The following is an 18,184-nucleotide window of genomic DNA, read 5'->3' on the forward strand; positions in this document are numbered from 1 at the left end:
CGTAATGTGTGCATAACGTACACCTTACCTGCGGTTATCTTTGTTTATGCGCATTTCTGTTCAGGCTGCAATTGGTGCAGCACTTTTTTCATCCGTATTTTTTACCGCCATGCAACCCGATCAGAAAGATCAGGTGCGCATGAAATACGCCCAAACCGTCACAGCTGCCGATTTAAGAGCACATCTCCAGGTGCTGGCTTCCGATACCTACGAAGGACGTGAAACGGGCAAGAAGGGCCAGAAAATGGCCGCAGAGTACATCAGAAACCGTTTCCGCGAGCTCGGAATTCCCGAACTGCCTTCGGGCGGCTATTACCAGAACGTGCCGCTCGAAGAATTTGTGCCCGGAAACGGAACAGTAACCGCTGGCAGTCAGTCGTTTTCATTTGGAAACGATTTCTTTTACACTTCGGGCACCACCGATCAGGATTTAACGGCCTCTGAAATTGTGCTGGCCGGCTACGGAATTGAAACCAGAAAGTGGAACGACTACGGCAAACAAAAGCACACCGGAAAAATTGTAATGGTATTTGCCGATGAACCGGTAGATGCCGCCGGAAAATCACGCATTACAAATACCACCGAAAAATCAGACTGGAGCACACAGCGCCGTTTGAAAATAAACAGCGCCCGCGAACATGGAGCAAAAGCACTTTTCATTATTCTGCCTGATTATGAAAAGCGCAAACAGGAAATGCATCACGGCATTGAAGCCACCACACTTCAGCTCAAAGGCGAAAAGGCCGAGCAGCGAATGCCTGTGCTGTACATTTCCGAATCAATGGCTAACAGCCTGTTGGGCAAAAAAGCCGATGTAAAACAGATAAGAAATAAAATAAACACCAAAGGAAAAAGTAAAACACTTGTAAGTAAACAACCGGCCTCAATACGCATCCAGCGCACAAAGCGCGAGATCAACACAGAAAATGTGCTCGGCTACCTCGAAGGAAGTGATCTGAAAAACGAATTGCTTGTAATTACTGCGCATTATGATCATATCGGTATGGAAGACACCGTGGTGTTTAATGGTGCTGATGATGATGGTACAGGAACAGTTACTGTACTTGAACTTGCCGAAGCTTTTGTGCAAGCAAAGAAAGATGGCCACGGTCCGCGACGCAGTATTTTGTTTATGACCGTGTCGGGCGAAGAAAAAGGATTGCTGGGTTCTGAATGGTACAGCGAACATCCGGTGTTTCCCCTCAGTCAGACCGTGTGCAATTTAAATATTGATATGATCGGACGTGTGGATCCTGATCATGAAAAAGATACTGCGGCTTATGTGTATGTAATTGGTTCCGACAAGCTCAGTTCGCAGTTAAAAGCAGTGAGTGAGGCAGCAAATACAACCTACTGCGGCATAAAGCTCGATTATCGTTTTGATGCACCGAACGATCCGAACTTCTTCTATTACAGGTCTGATCATTACAACTTTGCGCGGAAAAATGTGCCTGTAATTTTTTACTTTAACGGCACGCATGCCGATTATCATAAAGCCACGGATGAAGTAAGCAAAATTAATTTTCCGCTTATGGAGCGCCGCGCACGATTAGTGTTTTATACAGCCTGGGAAATTGCCAACCGCGATGCCCGTTTGCAGGTAGATAAAAAATAGAGTGTATGAGCGACTTTGCCACACGTTTTCAGCAGGCTGCAGAAGCTAAAGTGTTCGACAGCGAACACCGGAAAAAGCTGCAGTTTAACATTGGCCAGTACAACAAAAAAGTAGTGCAGGGCAAACAGCAGTTCAGCAACATTGAGCTGGCCCGCACACGTGCAGCAGGCCTTCGCAATAAAGTGGTTGAAAACCTCGATAAATACCTTATTGAGTTTGAAGCCAATTTTCTGAAACGTGGCGGTAAAATAATCTGGGCTACGGATGCAGCCGAAGCAGCACGTGAAATTGGTCAGCTGCTTGCCAAAAACAACATTACCTCGGTTATCAAATCAAAATCAATGGTAACCGAGGAAATAGGGCTTAACGAACACCTGAAGAAACAGGGCATTGAGTCGCTCGAAACAGATCTTGGCGAATACATTCAACAGCTCGATAACGAAGCTCCTTACCACATTGTAACCCCGGCCATGCATAAGTCGAAGGAAGATGTGGCAAAACTTTTTCACGAGAAAAAAGGCACTGCTCCAGACATGTCGCCGGCACAGGTAATGGCCTGGGTACGCGAGCACATGCGCGAAAAATACATGAATGCCGGTGCGGGAATTACAGGTGCCAACTTCCTCATGGCCGACAGTGGTACAATTGCTGTGAGCGAAAATGAAGGCAATGCCGTGCTCTCCATGGGTTTTCCGAAACTACATATCGTAATCACCGGCATTGAGAAAATAATTCCTTCGCAAAACGATCTCGATTTGTTCTGGCCGCTGCTGTCCACATTTGGTACCGGACAACAGCTTACCGTGTATAATTCCATCATAGGCGGCCCGCGCCAAAATGGTGAAACCGACGGCCCCGAAGAACTTGTGCTTGTATTGCTTGATAACGGCCGGAGCAATGTGCTTGCTCAAACCGAGCAGCGCCGCGCATTAGGCTGCATACGCTGTGGTGCATGCCTCAATGCCTGCCCTGTTTATGAAGGCGTGGGCGGACACGCCTATGATGCCACATACAGCGGCCCCATTGGCTCTGTACTTATGCCGTGGATGGGTGGCATGGAAAACTACCGCCACCTGAGCAATGCCTCCACGCTTTGCGGAAAATGCACGGAAGTGTGTCCGGTAAAAATAGACCTGCACAAACTCCTGCTCTACAACCGCCGCGATGCCAACCAGCAAGGCATGGCCACAAAAACAGAAAATGTAATGTGGTTTTTCTGGAAAGGAGCCATGCTGAAAAGAAGTAAAATGGAAAAAGGCGGCTCCAAGCTTAAAAACTTTATGCTCCGTCAGTTCTTCCGCAAACAATGGGGCAACCGCCGTGAATTACCTTCCGTAGCGCCAAAATCATTCAACCAGATCTGGCGCGAACGCAAGGGAATTAAGTAAAAACTTTATATGCAAAAGCGGCGCATTCTTTAGTGGAATGCGCCGCTTTTGCATGAATAACAATTGGTTATTTGTTTCTTGAATAGATGATGAGGGCATGAATTACACCGGGAATCCAGCAAAGAATAGAAAGCACCAGGTTAATCCAGAAATCATTATCGATATCGCCTTTCACGAAATACACGCCCAGCGGCGGAATGAAAATGCAGCAGATAATGATTACTGCTTCCGGCACGTCATCAGGAAAAGATTTATTGCTCTTTTTTGTGCCTTGTTTTACAACTTCTTTAGCAGCCTGACGTACTTCTTTTTTGGTAAGCGGAGCAGTAACTACCGAAGGTGTAACGGTATTTTTTGCAGGGCTCGCGGCAACGGTAGCAGCTTTCGGGGCAGGTGTTTGTCCGGCTATGGTTTGTACTTCGCCTTTTACTGATTCGGGTGTTACTGCTTTTTGTGTAACGCCGGAAGCCTGAGCGGGAGTAATGGTCGGGCGCTCAACAGCTACTTGTTTTTCTTCTGTATTAGCTGATTTTTTATGGTTTTTAGCTACATAAAAACCATCGCGGTAGCGACGCTTTTCAATGGTAAGACCATCGCCGGTGCTGCACGAAAACAGCATGGCAGCAGCAACTACAGCAGCAAAGCCAAGTACAAGTTTGTTGTGTTTCATAGGTAATTGTTTTTATTATTGATTATTAAGTGTTTGCAGAAGTCTTTTGCTGTGATGTTTTTACTTTTTTAAATACAACAATCCATTGTTTTATCCACCAGAATGCAAGAAGCGGAATAACAATAAATGTAAGTTTATTCATTTCCCATGCACCGGCAAAATCGAAATGCGATAAACGCATCGTGCCGCGTGTTAATCCGCAACCCGGACATTCCACACCTGAAATGGCGGTGTAGATGCAAAGTGGCGGGCCACCGTCGAAAAATGTTTTCGGAAGCACAAATACAAGTACCGGTATCACGGTAAGTACCGCAAACAGTAACAGTATTCCGGGTTTGCTTTCGAAAAAACGGCGCATAATCATGTTTTGAGCGACTAAAACTACTATTTCACCCATTAAATAACAAAAAAACAGTACTAAACGCCGAGTATTAATTTTTAGATCATTGAGCATCAGGAAATGATTATACTAACTTTGTATATAAATCATTGAACCATGCTATCTACCAAAATTGAAACGGCACTTAACCAGCAAATCGAGCTGGAAGGGGCTTCTTCGCAATATTACCTTGCCATGGCTTCGTGGGCCGAAACACAGGGCATGAATGGAATTTCCACATTCCTTTACAAGCATTCTGACGAGGAGCGCATGCACATGCTTAAACTGATGAAGTATGTAAACGAACGTGGCGGCCAGGCCGTTGTACCCACACTGAAAGCTCCGCCCAAAACATTCAAAGGTGTAAAAGAGGTATTTGATCTGGTACTCGAACACGAAGTAAAAGTATCCACTGAAATCAATAAACTCGTGGGCATTTGTGTAAAGGAAGGCGATTATACCACACAGAATTTTCTGCAGTGGTATGTGTCTGAACAAATTGAAGAAGAAGCCCTGGCCCGCAAAATCCTCGATAAACTCAAACTTCTTGGAGGCGATAAAGGTAATCTCTATCTCTTCGACCGCGACCTTGAAACGCTTGCTGCTGCTGAGGCAGAGGCTGAAGGTGCCGGAGCATAAATTGCAAAGCATAAATGTAAAAACAGGCTGCATGAACCAACTCATGCAGCCTGTTTTGCATTTGTACAACGCCTTACTGTTTCACAAACCGTGATGTACGGGTTATGTTGCCCGTGTTTGTACGTACAAAGTACACGCCGGCGGGCAAAGCGGCAATATCAATATGATTTATGCCTGCTGTACAACGCAGACTCCGTACTTGCTTACCATTCATATCTACAATAACTGCATCGGCCGCAGTTGGAAGCTCAAGCTGCAGTGTTTCCTGTGCCGGATTTGGCCAAATACGCAGCAGCTGTGGCAGCGATGTTTCGGCTTCTGTGCCGGTGAGCAATGCGGTGATGGAAATGGTTTGAATGGAACGTGCAAATGTACCGGCCACCAGCTTTGTACCGGTGTTGTTTAATCCCAGCGAATACACCGGAATCACGGGCATATTATTGCCCACCCGTGTCCAGTTTACGCCGCCGTTTGTGGTAAAATATACGCCCGCATCAGTAGCCACAAACAACACGTTTTCATTGCCCTGCATAATGACCAGATCGTTAATACCAAACTGCGGCAAATCACCCGAAATATCCGTCCAGGTTTGGCCGTTGTTGGTTGATTTGTGGATGTGCGGAATGAAATCGTTTGATTTATAGCCCGAATGCGTTACATAAATAGTATTGAGCATGTTTGGCGATCCTTTCATTGCAGTGACATATCGGTTTGGCAGATTTCCGGTTACGTCTGTCCACGTGCCGCCGTCGTTGGTGGTTACCCACACATTGCCATCAAGCGTTCCCGCATACAAATGCCCGGCAGCCAGCGGCGATTCATTAAGTGCGGTTATGGTGTGAAAGCGTGGTCCGTAAATTATTCCATCGGTTAAATCGTTGCTTATCGGCACCGCAGCGCCGTAGGGTGCACCTGTTAATTTGTGCACGCGATGTGTAGCGAGATAAACAACGCTGGGATCGTGTACACTCAGTAAATACGGCATATCCCAGTGTTTCCGGTCGGTAAAATCGCCAAATGTAAGCGGGTAGTAACTAAAGCCGCCATCATCGGTAAAATCTACACTTCCGTTCTGTGTTTCCACATACCAGAGCCCACCGATGGAGGGATGAAACCAGGCCTGAAAACCATCGCCGCCATAGATACGTGGCCAGCTGTTTATGTTTGTGGAATTACCTCCCGATGTACCGTTGTCCTGCATGCCGCCATAATAATCGTTTGGCGAAAACGGATTGGAAGCCACGCGGTAAAACATGTTGGCCGGAATGTTTTCTATATCGGTCCAGTTTACGCCATCATCGCTGCTTTGGTATATGCCCCCGTCGGTACATAAAATCAGATCGCCCGCCGAATTAAAATCAAGATCATGTCCGTCGGCATGCACCTCGTAAGTGTACCAGGGCGGCGTAAAGGTGTTCCATGTTTGTCCGCCATCGGTAGTGCGCCACTGGTCAACGCCAAGCATGTAAATGGTATTCGGGTCGTTTGGTTTCACATATATTTTCCCGAAATACCAGCCAAAGCCGCCCAGTGCATTCGGGTCGAGGGAGGCTGTGGGTAAGGCACTCCACGACGAAGCGGCATTGGTTGTGGTATAAATGCCCTGCAGCTGCAGGGTCGTATCCACCAGCATGGCAAAAAGCTGGCTGGTATTGCCCGGGTACATGGCTAAACCGATCCGCGAAAAAGCCTGATTGGGAATACCCGCCATGGCCGCATTCCAGCTGGCGCCGCCGTTTGTGGTTTTCCATATTTTCGATTCAGTACTGTAAATAAATGATTCCTGATTGTTGCGGATGCGGCTCCAGCTGGCGGCATAAAGTATTTGCGGATTCGACGGGTCAAGCACAAGATCCGTAACGCCCGTCTGGTTGCTCACAAACAACGATTGTGTCCATGTTTGTCCGCCGTCGGTTGATTTGTATAGTCCGCGATTATTATCGCGCACAAAAGGCAGGCCCATGGCTGCGGCATAAATAATGTTTGTGTTTGACGGGTCAATAGCAATATCGCTGATGATGTAGGTGTTGCCCAGACCCAGGTTGGTCCATGTTTGTCCGCCATCTGTAGTTTTGTAAATACCCGTACCGATAAACGGATAACCGCCCACATTGGGGTCGCCGGTGCCTACGTATATGGTTGATGAGCTGCCCGGTTCAAACACAATGCAGCCAATGGAAAGCGAAGGGTTGTTATCGAACACGGGCAGCCATGTTTGTCCGCCGTTGCTGGTTTTCCAAAGGCCTCCGGTAGTGCTTCCGGCAAACATTACCTGATTGTTGTTCGGGTCAACTGCCAGACTGTTAAAGCGGCCGCCAATATTGCCGGGTCCTTCTACCGTCCACGATACCGTTGAACTCATGCGGGCGTTTGCTTCCTGCGTGTAAGCCTGCCGCATGGCTGCCTGATACGCTGCCGCATCGGGCGCTGCATCGGGCCAGCTACGTTGCAACTCCATCCATTCGTAAGGCAATGCCGGGTTTTCGCCCTCCGTTTTTGGCGCAACAGGGCTTTTTGAGCTTCCGCCCGGCCCCAGAATGGCCAACGCCACAAAAGAGGCTATTAACATTCCCGGAAACAGAATATAACGCATATCAATTTGTTTGTGATTGTAAATGATGAAGTTAGCACAAAACAGAGCAAGCGCAAATTAATAATGTGTTGAAAACGATTAACAGAAAACAAAAGATGTTTAAAACTCTGGCCTTCAAAATTTGACAAAACACCCCGGTGTTGACGAAATTTGAGAATAAGCCCAAAATTCCCCTGCCATGACTGTACAGGAATTTTCGTTCATCAATGATCGCCCCTGCCGCTTTAAATTAAAGTCAGGCAAAGAGGTTTTTGGTGTAATTACAGAAACCCCGCGCGGTACGGAAAACTATTTCTTCACCACCCTCAGCGAGCGCCACAAATCAGGAGCAGCAGGCATGGGCGTGCTAATCAATCTCAATGATGTGGTGGGCGCAGAAATACTGCACGAAGCCGAAACAAAGGTTGGTTAAGGCCGTTTCCCGCGTTGTTATTTCCCCTACTCCAATACCCAGCGGAAGCATTTCACGGCACCGCTTTCCTCCGTCCATTTAACCAGATATACACCCGGCAAAAGCGGGGTATTAACCAGCAGTTTACCTCCGCTTACAGGAGCCGTGCATACCAGCCGTCCGTCGGCCGCAAATATTTCGGCAAGTGTATATTCGGGGATATTTGTGGTATGAAGGACGGGAAAATCGGCATGGCCGGGGTTGGGATAGGCTATGATGTGCGGCTGCGGCAATTGCAACACATTTGTCCAGCCGGCCGCATCGGCACACAACAACAGGCATTGGTCGTCGAGTCCGGTATTGGTGTTTCCGGCGGTCAGGAAAAGATTGTTTACTGAAGGAATAATTTCGTAGAGAATAGAAATGCCTGTATCGCGTACAGTGCGCATCCAGAGCATGTTTCCGGCCGTATCTGTGCGGGCCAGCACACCGCTTACCGGGCCCGAAAAACCGGAGTTGCTGTAGCCGCAGAGCAAATATCCGCCATATACTTCCAGCACCCCGAACGCCGCATCGCTGCCCGTGCCGCCAAACACCGAACGCCATTGCGAAACACCGTTCATGCCGATTTTTTCAAGCGAAAAGTCAAAAGACGAAGAGGATGCCGCCGTGTGTGTTTCGCCGCAAACAATAAAGGTTCCGTCGCTCAACAGTGTAAGGCTCTGGCTGCCGTTGTCGTGTGTGTCGCCAAACGTGTTTGACCAAGCAACATTATCGTTTTTGTCGAGGCGAATTACCAGCACGTCGTAATCGCCCGAAGAAGGATCGCGCGAGTCGGCCACGAGCAGAGAGCCGCTGTCGGGCAAAGCGCGTATGGCCTGGCCGTAGTCGTTGTCTGAGTTTCCAAGCCCGGTAAGATAAAGCTGATTTCCGGCGGCATCCGTACGCAGCAGCAGCACATCGTTTGTGCCGGCACCTGCGCTCATAAAACCAGTGGCCACAAAGTTTCCTGTGGCGGTTTGTGTAACCGCCTTTGCCGATTCATTTTGCGGCCCTCCGTACGTTTTTCGCCAAAGCAGTGAGCCGGTAGTATCAAACAGACAGAAAAAAGCATCCACGCCGTTTGTGGCTGTTTGCGTTTCGCCACATACCAGCAACTGGTTGTTTTGTGTAACCAGCAAAAACAGGCCGTAATCGCTCAGCGTATCGCCAAAATAAACCGTCCATACCGGCTGCCCGTTAGCATTCAGCTTATGCAAAGTGCCTTCCGTGTAGGGAGAACCATCTACCGCCGAAAACCCCGCCGCATATACCGAGCCGGAAGCAAGTTGTTTGACCGATCGGATGAAATCGGGCTTCTGGCCCTGACCCCATACCGTGTGGTAAGGCGAAACCTGGGCACGGGCACATACACATAGCAACAGGGCAAGTACAATTGCACGCATGTTTCAAAGTTAACACATCAGAACCATTATCTTGGCCCCCAGAAAAACAACGTAACGTGTTCAGTCATTTTTTACCTCAGGATGTAGTATTGCTATGCTGCTCGGCGGCGCTGCTGGTGCTGGCGGTGCTGCTTTTTCTGCATAAACGCATGGCTGCTGCGATATTGTTACTAACCGCTGCGGCGTTTCTGCTGCGCCTTACCTTTTGTCTTACCGATCCGTTTGTGTACGACTGGGATGAACAGTTTCATGCGCTGGTGGCCCGCAATATGACAGTGCATCCGTTTACGCCCATGCTTTATCCCGAGCCGCTAATTCCTTTTGAAATTCACCAGTGGGACCGCAATCACATCTGGCTGCATAAACAGCCGTTGTTTTTGTGGCTCATTGCGCTGTCGGTAAAAATTGGCGGGTTTACGCCGCTGGCGGTAAAGATGCCGTCGCTGTTGCTTTCCACGGCCATGGTGCCGGCAGTATATCGTATTGGCAAACTCATTTACACGCAGGCCACGGGCTTTTTTGCAGCACTGATTGTGGCAACCGGCTTTGTGTTTGTAGATGTAATTACCGGAATTATCAATACCGATCACAACGATGTGATTTTTTCGGCCTTTGTACTATTTGGCATCTGGGCATTTGTAGAGTATGCGGCAGGAAAACGCAAACGCATGCGCACATGGATAGCTGTGTTTGCGGCTTGTGCGGTGCTTACCAAATGGCTGCCCGGGCTGCTGGTATTTGGTGGCTGGGGTTTGTGGATTTTGCTTAATCCCGAAGAACGCCGCAGCAGGCAGGCATGGATTGATATTGGTTTTTCTGTATTACTGGCGGCACTGCTTATCCTTCCCTGGCAAATTTATATTCACTATTCATTTCCGGAAGAAAGTGCCTATGAACTGCGTTTTTCAGCACTGCACTTCACCATTCCCATAGAAGGGCATGAGGGGCCGTGGAATTATCACCTGCTTCAGTTGCGCTACAATTTTGGCGATTTGTTTTCGGTGTTGTTTGCGGCTGGCTGGCTGGTATGGCTTATTGTAGCAAAACAACGCAGTGTAGCACTCTCGCTTTTTGCCATGCTGGTGGTAATGTTTGTTTTTTATACACTGGCCGCCACAAAAATGCCATTGTTTACACTTCCTGTATATCCTCTGCTTATCATGGCTGGGGCGGTACTTATTGATTTACTGTTGCGCAGGCTGCTCAACCATAATGTACGTAGTTATCTTGTTGCTCTTCCCCTTATTTTGCTGAGTACCTGGGGCGTTCTTCGTCTTTCTCGTCTCGAAGCACGGCATACCGCGTTGGCCTATATGCATTTTAACCGCGCTGAGCGCCTGCACGACCGGGAGCAGAGTTACAGGTTGCAAAAAGAGCTTGGAAACGGGAAATGGGTAGTTTTTGGATTGGAAACCGCTCCTGCCTTTTATTTCTACACGGGTATTCCGGCCTACAAGCTTAAGCCGGAATATGCGCAGCTAAAAGAAATACAGCAGAAAGGCTGGAAAGTGGCCGTGTACGACAGGCAGGTAAAAGACACTTTGCCCGAAGGGGTGTACCGTATCAAAAGGCGGTTTCTGGAGGAGTAATCTGGTTATTTTGTGACACCAGGAGAAGGCTTTGTAAAATCAATTTTACGGCGCTTCAGCGATTTCAAAACCTGTTCACTTGTATAAGCAGAATCAATAAACAGCGAATAAATAAGCTGATGATGTTGTTTGTTGGTGAATGCCATTAAATCGGGGTAAACAGAATCAATTTGATAGCCGTAAGAAATTTCGTCCCCATTGTAATTCTGCCCGATTTGTTCGCCAGACCTTAGCGGAGCTGTTTTTGATACGCTGGCTTCAGGTGTTTTTGGTTTAGATTTACTTTCCACCGAATCCTTTTCCGGAATAACCGGCACTTGTCCCGGCTTTTCCTCTTTCACAGAATCGGTTTTTCCTTCCGGCGCATTCAGCATTTCATCGGGAATAAGTGGCGGATGATCTTCGCGTGTTATTTGCACCGCCGTAAGCGCAAAGGCAATGGCCGAAACGGCAGCCAGCGTGGCCACCGGAATCCACCAGAATTTTTTCAGCCACAATTTCCATTTCGGAATGGCGTTGCGTGTGGGTGTGTAGGCAGCCAGTGCGGTGGCGCCAACGCCCGCGCCAATTTCGGCCAGCATTTGTTTGAATGCGGCGCGGCCTTCGTCGTGCATTACTTCCTGCGCATTGGTAAGCCATTCGGCCTCTTCCAGCAGCCCGGGCTCTGAGGCAAGGCGGGCTTCAAACGCGGCAAGTTCGTCGGCGGCGAGTTCGCCCCGGAGCCAGCGTTCAAGCTGTTCGTATGTGGCTTCGTTCAACGGCATTACACGTGCGAGATTGATTGAAAGCCCTGCCGCAAACGCTGCAGGCATTTATACTTCTGGTTCTTGGCCGAGTCGGCACCGGAGTAATTCATTTCGGCCGCAATTTCCTCCATCGTTTTGCGGAAGTAATAGTACAGCAACAGCAGCTTGCGGCAGGGCCCGCCCATGCGGTTGAGCGCGTCTTTGAGCTGTCGGTGCGCATCGGTGCGGTGCTCGTTTTCGTTGGGCAGTGTTACCGGCTCTACAGGCTCAAAATCGGTAATGCTTACCATGCGGCCACGGCGTTCAAGCTGTTTCAGCCAGCGGTTGCGGCACACCGCATACAGCCAGGTTTTGAGCGATGAACGCTGTTCGAATTTTCCGGCACGCAATTGCTCATACAAAATCACCAGCGCATCCTGAAACACGTCGTGCGCATCTTCTTCACGGCCATTGTTGTGAAGCACAAAATACCGCACCATGGCAAAATACGCGACATGCGCCTGCCTGAAAGCCTTGCTCTCGCCGGCGTGTATGCCGGCCAGCAATGCTGCATCTGTTGCGTATTCAATCATTGTTGCCTGTTAATTACCTGAAGCGGGGAAAGGTAACCTCCACTACAAAGAAAAAGCGAAAATTCTTTCAATGGCGTTTTGTGGATGATAGCGGGATTAAATGTGCGTGGTTATTACACAAAAGGACTTTTTGTGTGATGTGCGGATTGTTTTGTGATGATTTGGAAGAGTGATGCGTGAATGCGGATTATTAAAAAATGATCCGCATTGGCAAGCCTGAAGTCAGAAAGCAAAAGCGGCGCGCTATCGCGCACCGTTTTATTTTCCCTTAGGCGAACGCTCAACCAAGCATGGTTTTCGCCAGCGGATTATTAAAAAATGATCCGCATAGGGCAAGCCTGAAGTCAACAAACAAAAGCGAGTCGCTGTCGCGCCTCGTTTTATTTTCCCTTGGGCGAACCCTCAAACAGGCTTGGTGCTCGCCCAAGGGAAAATAAAAAACGCCACTACCGTGGCGTTCTTTTGTTTGTATTGAGGTCCCGAGCGGATTCGAACCGCTGTAGCAGCTTTTGCAGAGCTGAGCCTAGCCTCTCGGCCACAGGACCTTTCGGTTGAAAAACAACAATTGTTGTTTTTCAGGGACGACAAAGGTAAGCATTTCGGTGAAAAACAAAAGAAGCTGCAAAATTAACCTTGCACCAGCACCGAAACCTGATCAACAGGGCCGTTCATGGGCGGCACAATTTTTACTACTTCCACCTCAAAGCTGTTTACGGCCGGATAGCGGTTGCGGAGCTGCGTGACTATGCGGTGCGCCACATGCTCAATGAGTTTTGAGCGTATGGCCATTTCCTGTTTCACCAGGTCAAATACCACGCAGTAATCCACTGTATCATCAAGCTCATCGCTTTTTACCGAAGGCGTAAAGTCCACATCAATGCGCACGTTTACCACGTAATCGCCGCCAATAATGCCTTCTTCCGGCAAACAGCCATGATTGGCGCGCACCCTGATGCCATCAACACGGATAATGCCCATGGTTTACTTGCCAATGGTGTTTACCGCATTGTGCAAACGGCGCACAATGGTTTCCTTGCCCAGCAACTCAACCAGTTCAAACAACACCGGCCCGCCGCCCAGTCCGCTTATGCACACGCGGAAAAGCTGCATTACCTGACCGGGATTAATGCCGGCGGCTTCTGCTGTGGCTTTGAAGCAGGCTTCTGTGGAAGCGGCAGTCCATTCGCCAAGGCCGCTAAATGCTTCTGCCAGCGATTTCATAAACGCGGCGTTTTGTTCGTTCCAGCGCTTGGCAATCACGCCCTCGTCGTACGTTGCAGGATCGTTGAAGAAATAGCCGCTCTGGTCGCGGAGCTCGTAGCTGAACTGCACTTTTTCTTTCAGCAAACGGCAAATGGCTTCTGCAAACGCGGGTGTGGTTTCAATGCCGTTTTCGTTCAGCATAGGCAGCAGTTCGGCAGCCAGCTCGGCATCGGTGCGTTTGCGCAGGTACTGCTGGTTGAACCACTTTGTTTTCTCGGCATCAAACTTGGCGCCCGACTTGCTCACGCGCTCCAGCGAAAAGGCTTCGATAAGTTCTTCTTTGGTGAAAAGCTCCTGATTGGAACTTCCGTGCCAGCCCAGCAGCGCCAGCATGTTGATAAAGGCCTCGGGATAATAGCCCTTTTCGCGGTAGCCTGTAAACTTCTCGGGCTGTCCGGTTTTCACATCCAGCAGTTCGCCGGTGAGCGGAAACACGGGAAAACCAAGACGGTCGCCATCGCGCTTGCTGAGTTTTCCGTTGCCGTCGGGGCGCAGAATAAGCGGTAAATGCGCAAACTGCGGCATTACGTCTTCCCAGCCGAGGAAACGGTACAGCAGCACGTGCAGAGGTGCCGAGGGCAGCCACTCTTCGCCACGTATTACATGCGATATCTTCATCGAGTAATCGTCCACAATATTCGCCAGGTGATACGTAGGCATGCCGTCGCTTTTGAACAGCACCTTATCATCAAGCTGCGAACTATGCACTACTACCCAGCCGCGGATAATATCGTGGAAACGGATTTCCTCGTTGCGCGGAATTTTGGTGCGTATTACGTAATGCTCGCCGGCCGCAATGCGCGCCTTTACGTCGTCTTCCGAAAGGGTAAGCGAGTTTTTGAGGTTTTGCCGCGTAAGCGCATTGTAGGCAAAAGCCTTGCCCATAGTTTCGTAGCGTTTGCGCTGCTCGTCGAGCTCTTCTTTGGTGTCAAACGCATAGTAGGCATGGCCGCTTTCGATCAGCTGATCGGCGTATTTTGCATACACGCCGGCGTTTTTGCGGTCGCTCTGGCGGTAGGGCGCACACTCGCCATCGCCGAAACCAATGCCTTCGTTGGGCTCAATGCCGCACCATTTCAGGGCATTGATAATGTATTCTTCGGCACCGGGAACGAGACGTTCCTGGTCGGTATCTTCTACGCGGAGAATGAAATCGCCGCCGTGTTTTTTGGCAAAAAGATAATTGTACAATGCAGTGCGCACACCGCCCATGTGCAGCGGGCCTGTGGGACTGGGAGCAAAACGTACGCGAACGCGACGGGTGTTATCCATAATTCGTAAATCTGTAAATGAGGGCACAAAGATAGCGGTAAACAGGCGTTTGCCTGCCACCGGCAGCGTCTTCCGTGTCAAAATCTTTCGTTTTGCACCGCCATGCGGTCTTTAATTAGCAGAAGGGTTTGTTTAGAGCAGATTTAACAGTAACCTGATTGTACCATTTAGATCCGGAGAAGATAAATTTTAATGAGAACAAACCTCATTCGAAAACAGGCGAAAGTCTTTAAAAATAAGGGTTTTATCCTGTTTTCGTTTTTTCGGATCAGCAGAGGCAGGACCAAAAAGAATTATTCACTTTTGTTTTCAGGCTGTTCTTATTACTTTGGTTTTATTCCAAAACTCAGTCAATGAAAATAAAACTACTCCGCCTGCTGCCTGCCGTATTCTTTCTGGTAGCACAACTTAATGCGCAAACCACGCTGGCCACGTATGCCGGAGGTTCGGGCAACGAAACCTTTAACGATGTGGTGCAGGTTTCGAACGGAAACATTCTTGTGCTGGGCGCTGCTGATAATATTGGCTGGGTGGGCGTTGCTGTTACACAAATTCAGCTTCAAAACCCCGGAATTACCAATAATCAGGGCACGAACAAATTTGCGTTTATCTGCGAATTCGACAGTACGCTGCAAACCATGCTGCGGTTTTATTACCTGCCTGCCGGTGCTGCCGAAGATTTCAAGTTCATCAAAACCACCAACATTCCCGGCACTCCCACGGGCGATGTGTATTTAAGCGGAAACACCGAAGACAGCAACACCGGCGGCTATTTTATTGGCAAGCTCAACGCCAACTTTGTAAACGGGATTCCGTCGGGATTCAGCTGGGTGTACAATGCAAGTTGCGTGGCCGGCGGCTACCCCGATATTTATCAGCCCTGGGATGTGGGCAACGACGGATCGGTGGTGTTTGCTGCGGGCGATTCGCATGCCTACAACTGGAGTGTGATTTACAAGCTTGATGCATCGGGCAACCGCACGGTGGTTGACGACTGGCGTGTGCACTGGCAGGTGGCCGGGGGCGAATATTACGGCGAAGCCTCGCAGCACCCGAATGGCCCGGCGGCTGTTTCCTACAGCGGCATTGTGTTTAAACGCGATGCCAACCGCTGCGAACTCCGCTCGCCCGACATGGCCGGTTACACCCTGCTTACACCCGACGGAAACGGCGGCATGAAACAGGGCAAATGGCCGCTCGATGTGCTTTACAATTCGCCCTGCAACCCCGGTCAGCCGGGCAATACTTCAAGCGGCCCGGGCTATACCGGTTACAGTCCGCCGGGCACGTTTACCTACGGCCCGCAGTCGGTGGCCATCGACCGCCGAACCAACCACATGTACATCGGCTTCAATGCCAAATCGGTTTTGCCCGACGGCAATCCTGATTTTGAACCCGCAGTGATGGCCATGGACAACAACGGCGCGCTGCTCTGGTGGTCGCGGCTTTATCACGAGCTCCAGCCCAACGGCGACACCGTAAATTCAACGCCCGATCAATACATTGATGCCCTTGCCGTTGATTACTCGCTGCCGGCTGCAACCGGCTATCTGGTGGTGCAGGCACGCTGCCACGGCAACAACGTCGAAAACTTCTGGGAAGGCAACACCATTGCGGCCAACCCGACGGCCTCAGGCTTTCAAAACCAGTTTACCGGAACCAACGGCAATATTCACATTTCCTGGCTCGGTAAACTTACACTGACCAACGGCACATTAATGCACAGTACCTATGTAGCCGAATACATTGAAGGAAGCACCAACTTCGGCGCTCCTCACCCCGACCCCAATCTCGACAACTGGCCAAACCCCAACAGCGGCTGGGCCAATGTAAACACCACGTATCTCGGCAAAAACATGATGAAGGTAACGGCCAACGGATCGGTGGTGGTGCTGGGTAAAGGCCGCCGCACCATTACCACGGCCAATGCGTTTCAGAAAATGCCCAAGCCCGGCACCGGCAGCCAGTCGTGCTGGAACGATTTTGTGCGCGTCTATCAGCCCGATTTCAATGTGCCGCTCTACAGCTCGCTGGTGGTGGGCCAGTGGGACACGCTAAACCAGCAGGGCGGCGACAATGTGCGGCTGTATGGCGTATGCAAAACCGCACAGGGAGTAATAACCGTGGGTAAACACACCGGGCTTGGCAACCAGATGCCCGTGGCCGGCGTTCCGGCGTGGGGAAACAGTACATTCAGCAGCGAAAGCGCGGTACTCGTGTATCACCGCGCCGCCAATCTGGTAAACGGGAACGACTCACCGGTGATTATCACATCGGCACAAGAAACGGGAGACGTTCTTCCTGCATTTTCGCTTTTCCCGAATCCCGCCACGCAGGTGGTAAATATCTATTTCGGCGGACCGGCCGTGAGCGGACAGCTAACCGTGCTTAATTTGTTCGGGCAGACGGTGCAGACCAGCGCCATTCAGGGAAGCACAGCGGTATCGGTTGATGTGTCATCGCTCAGTGCCGGGGTTTATCTGGTGCAATGGACACACAACGGTAAAACGTCCACCACACGTCTTGTGATTCAGCAATAAACAAAGCGGCTACAGATTTACAGGCGGGCCCGGCATTTGCCGGAGTCCGCTTTTTTATGGGCATTCTCGTTTATCTTTGCCCCAATGCTTCTGCTCTCACCCACCCGCTGGAAAGATTACGAACTGCTCGATTGCGGCAACTTCGAAAAACTCGAACGCTTTGGCCAGTACATCACCATCCGCCCCGAACCGCAGGCTGTGTGGCCGCGCACGCTTTCGGAGAAAGAATGGCTGCACATGGCGCACGTAAAGTTTGTGCCTAAGTCAAGTTCTTCCGGCACGTGGGAAAAGCTCAAAAAAAACATGCCCGACCGCTGGCACATCAGCTACGATTTACCGGGCGGACAAAGCATTACGCTTCGCATGGCGCTCACCGCATTTAAGCATGTGGGCGTGTTTCCGGAGCAGGCCGTGAACTGGGATTTTATTCAAACCAGCCTGCAAAAGATGAAAACCCGGCAGCCGCGTTTCCTCAACCTGTTTGCCTACACCGGAGGCGCCACGCTTGCCGCCCGCGCAGCCGGAGCCGATGTAACGCACGTGGATTCGGTAAAACAGGTGGTGACCTGGGCCAATGAAAACATGACGCTCTCGGAACTCGATAATATCCGCTGGCTGGTTGATGATGCGCTGAAGTTTGTAAAACGCGAACAGCGCCGGGGCAGCCGCTATCAGGGCATTATTCTCGATCCGCCGGCTTATGGTCATGGCCCGGCCGGCGAGAAATGGAAGCTCGAAGAGCAGATCAGCGAAATGGTTTCGTCGGTTACCGATTTGCTCGATGAGCGCGAGCACATGTTGATTCTGAATGCCTACTCACTTGGCTTCTCGGCCATGATTCTTGAAAACCTGTTTGCCCCGCAGCATAAACAGCATCTCACTACCGGCGAGTTGTTTTTGCAGGCCAAATACGGGCCTAAGTTGCCGCTGGGGGTGTTTGGAAGGCTGGAGAAGATTTCGGGGAAATGAAAATCTGTTAAAATCAGTAACGAAAACGGCTTTTCGGCGTTATTAGGTGTATATTTGAAAGTCTGTGCCATTTGTGGTATGGAAAACTGTTGACCCCGCATTATTGAACGGAG

General features: G+C 50.0%; 15 protein-coding genes and 1 tRNA gene. 7 read left to right on the forward strand and 9 right to left on the reverse strand.

All coding sequences use genetic code 11. The annotated features are described in order from the left end of the window. Positions 1-46 precede the first annotated feature (46 nt). Together IM638_03400 and IM638_03405 are read left to right on the forward strand one after the other, a co-directional pair. A complete protein-coding gene (locus IM638_03400) occupies positions 47-1,615 on the forward strand; it encodes a M28 family peptidase (GenBank protein ID MCA6362056.1) in 1,569 nt (522 codons plus the stop codon). Positions 1,616-1,620: 5 nt separating this feature from the next. Then, positions 1,621-3,003, forward strand: a complete 1,383-nt coding sequence (locus tag IM638_03405) for a lactate utilization protein (GenBank protein ID MCA6362057.1) — start codon at positions 1,621-1,623, stop codon at positions 3,001-3,003. A 67-nt stretch (positions 3,004-3,070) separates the two neighbouring features. Here IM638_03405 and IM638_03410 read toward each other — a convergent pair whose 3' ends face one another. Both IM638_03410 and IM638_03415 read right to left on the reverse strand, forming a co-directional pair. Next, positions 3,071-3,238, reverse strand: a complete 168-nt coding sequence (locus IM638_03410; protein MCA6362058.1) for a YqaE/Pmp3 family membrane protein — start codon at positions 3,236-3,238, stop codon at positions 3,071-3,073. A 460-nt stretch (positions 3,239-3,698) separates the two neighbouring features. Then, complete coding sequence (locus IM638_03415) at positions 3,699-4,031, reverse strand: DUF2752 domain-containing protein (protein MCA6362059.1); 333 nt, start codon at positions 4,029-4,031, stop codon at positions 3,699-3,701. A 138-nt stretch (positions 4,032-4,169) separates the two neighbouring features. On the opposite strand from IM638_03415, the gene IM638_03420 reads away from it, so the two are divergent. Then, complete coding sequence (locus IM638_03420) at positions 4,170-4,691, forward strand: ferritin (GenBank protein MCA6362060.1); 522 nt, start codon at positions 4,170-4,172, stop codon at positions 4,689-4,691. Positions 4,692-4,764: 73 nt separating this feature from the next. Here IM638_03420 and IM638_03425 read toward each other — a convergent pair whose 3' ends face one another. Then, positions 4,765-7,284: a T9SS type A sorting domain-containing protein gene (locus IM638_03425; protein MCA6362061.1), complete on the reverse strand. Its 2,520-nt coding sequence runs from the start codon at positions 7,282-7,284 to the stop codon at positions 4,765-4,767. Positions 7,285-7,462: 178 nt separating this feature from the next. Between IM638_03425 and IM638_03430 the strand changes: the two genes are divergently transcribed. Beyond that, positions 7,463-7,696 (forward strand): hypothetical protein, encoded by a 234-nt coding sequence (locus tag IM638_03430; GenBank protein ID MCA6362062.1) that lies wholly within the window; start codon positions 7,463-7,465, stop codon positions 7,694-7,696. 26 nt (positions 7,697-7,722) lie between these two features. Here IM638_03430 and IM638_03435 read toward each other — a convergent pair whose 3' ends face one another. Beyond that, positions 7,723-9,120 (reverse strand): T9SS type A sorting domain-containing protein, encoded by a 1,398-nt coding sequence (locus IM638_03435; GenBank protein MCA6362063.1) that lies wholly within the window; start codon positions 9,118-9,120, stop codon positions 7,723-7,725. A 56-nt stretch (positions 9,121-9,176) separates the two neighbouring features. Between IM638_03435 and IM638_03440 the strand changes: the two genes are divergently transcribed. Next, entirely contained in the window at positions 9,177-10,709 is a 1,533-nt protein-coding gene (locus IM638_03440; protein MCA6362064.1) for a glycosyltransferase family 39 protein, read from the forward strand. Positions 10,710-10,714: 5 nt separating this feature from the next. Here IM638_03440 and IM638_03445 read toward each other — a convergent pair whose 3' ends face one another. The 5 genes from IM638_03445 to IM638_03465 form a co-directional block, all read right to left on the reverse strand. Further along, positions 10,715-11,521, reverse strand: coding sequence for a hypothetical protein (locus IM638_03445; protein ID MCA6362065.1), 807 nt, complete (start codon positions 11,519-11,521; stop codon positions 10,715-10,717). Beyond that, entirely contained in the window at positions 11,473-12,027 is a 555-nt protein-coding gene (locus IM638_03450) for a sigma-70 family RNA polymerase sigma factor (protein ID MCA6362066.1), read from the reverse strand. The genes IM638_03445 and IM638_03450 overlap by 49 nt, the downstream gene beginning before the upstream one ends. A 474-nt stretch (positions 12,028-12,501) precedes the next feature. Then, a tRNA-Cys gene (locus IM638_03455) sits at positions 12,502-12,572 on the reverse strand. An 82-nt stretch (positions 12,573-12,654) separates the two neighbouring features. Beyond that, positions 12,655-13,005 carry a dihydroneopterin aldolase gene (gene folB / locus IM638_03460; GenBank protein MCA6362067.1) on the reverse strand — a complete coding sequence of 117 codons (351 nt, stop codon included), beginning with the start codon at positions 13,003-13,005 and terminating at the stop codon, positions 12,655-12,657. Positions 13,006-13,008: 3 nt separating this feature from the next. Beyond that, the gene (locus tag IM638_03465; protein ID MCA6362068.1) at positions 13,009-14,562 is read right to left on the reverse strand and encodes a glutamate--tRNA ligase; all 1,554 of its coding nucleotides are present in this window, start codon (positions 14,560-14,562) and stop codon (positions 13,009-13,011) included. Between the two features lie 353 nt (positions 14,563-14,915). On the opposite strand from IM638_03465, the gene IM638_03470 reads away from it, so the two are divergent. Next, a complete protein-coding gene (locus IM638_03470; GenBank protein ID MCA6362069.1) occupies positions 14,916-17,102 on the forward strand; it encodes a T9SS type A sorting domain-containing protein in 2,187 nt (728 codons plus the stop codon). An 84-nt stretch (positions 17,103-17,186) separates the two neighbouring features. Then, positions 17,187-18,071, forward strand: coding sequence for a class I SAM-dependent methyltransferase (locus tag IM638_03475; protein MCA6362070.1), 885 nt, complete (start codon positions 17,187-17,189; stop codon positions 18,069-18,071). The last annotated feature ends 113 nt before the right edge of the window (positions 18,072-18,184 follow it).

The sequence above is a fragment of the Bacteroidota bacterium genome (assembly GCA_020402865.1).
Lineage (GTDB): Bacteria > Bacteroidota > Bacteroidia > Palsa-965 > Palsa-965.

What these genes read in the sequence shown, in the direction of transcription:
- IM638_03400 (MCA6362056.1), top strand. Translation starts at nt 47, where the DNA reads ATGCGCATTTCTGTTCAGGCTGCAATTGGTGCAGCACTTTTTTCATCC.
- IM638_03405 (MCA6362057.1), top strand. Translation starts at nt 1,621, where the DNA reads ATGAGCGACTTTGCCACACGTTTTCAGCAGGCTGCAGAAGCTAAAGTG.
- IM638_03415 (MCA6362059.1), bottom strand. Translation starts at nt 4,031, where the DNA reads ATGCGCCGTTTTTTCGAAAGCAAACCCGGAATACTGTTACTGTTTGCG.
- IM638_03420 (MCA6362060.1), top strand. Translation starts at nt 4,170, where the DNA reads ATGCTATCTACCAAAATTGAAACGGCACTTAACCAGCAAATCGAGCTG.
- IM638_03425 (MCA6362061.1), bottom strand. Translation starts at nt 7,284, where the DNA reads ATGCGTTATATTCTGTTTCCGGGAATGTTAATAGCCTCTTTTGTGGCG.
- IM638_03430 (MCA6362062.1), top strand. Translation starts at nt 7,463, where the DNA reads ATGACTGTACAGGAATTTTCGTTCATCAATGATCGCCCCTGCCGCTTT.
- IM638_03435 (MCA6362063.1), bottom strand. Translation starts at nt 9,120, where the DNA reads ATGCGTGCAATTGTACTTGCCCTGTTGCTATGTGTATGTGCCCGTGCC.
- IM638_03445 (MCA6362065.1), bottom strand. Translation starts at nt 11,521, where the DNA reads ATGCCTGCAGCGTTTGCGGCAGGGCTTTCAATCAATCTCGCACGTGTA.
- IM638_03450 (MCA6362066.1), bottom strand. Translation starts at nt 12,027, where the DNA reads ATGATTGAATACGCAACAGATGCAGCATTGCTGGCCGGCATACACGCC.
- folB (MCA6362067.1), bottom strand. Translation starts at nt 13,005, where the DNA reads ATGGGCATTATCCGTGTTGATGGCATCAGGGTGCGCGCCAATCATGGC.
- IM638_03465 (MCA6362068.1), bottom strand. Translation starts at nt 14,562, where the DNA reads ATGGATAACACCCGTCGCGTTCGCGTACGTTTTGCTCCCAGTCCCACA.
- IM638_03470 (MCA6362069.1), top strand. Translation starts at nt 14,916, where the DNA reads ATGAAAATAAAACTACTCCGCCTGCTGCCTGCCGTATTCTTTCTGGTA.
- IM638_03475 (MCA6362070.1), top strand. Translation starts at nt 17,187, where the DNA reads ATGCTTCTGCTCTCACCCACCCGCTGGAAAGATTACGAACTGCTCGAT.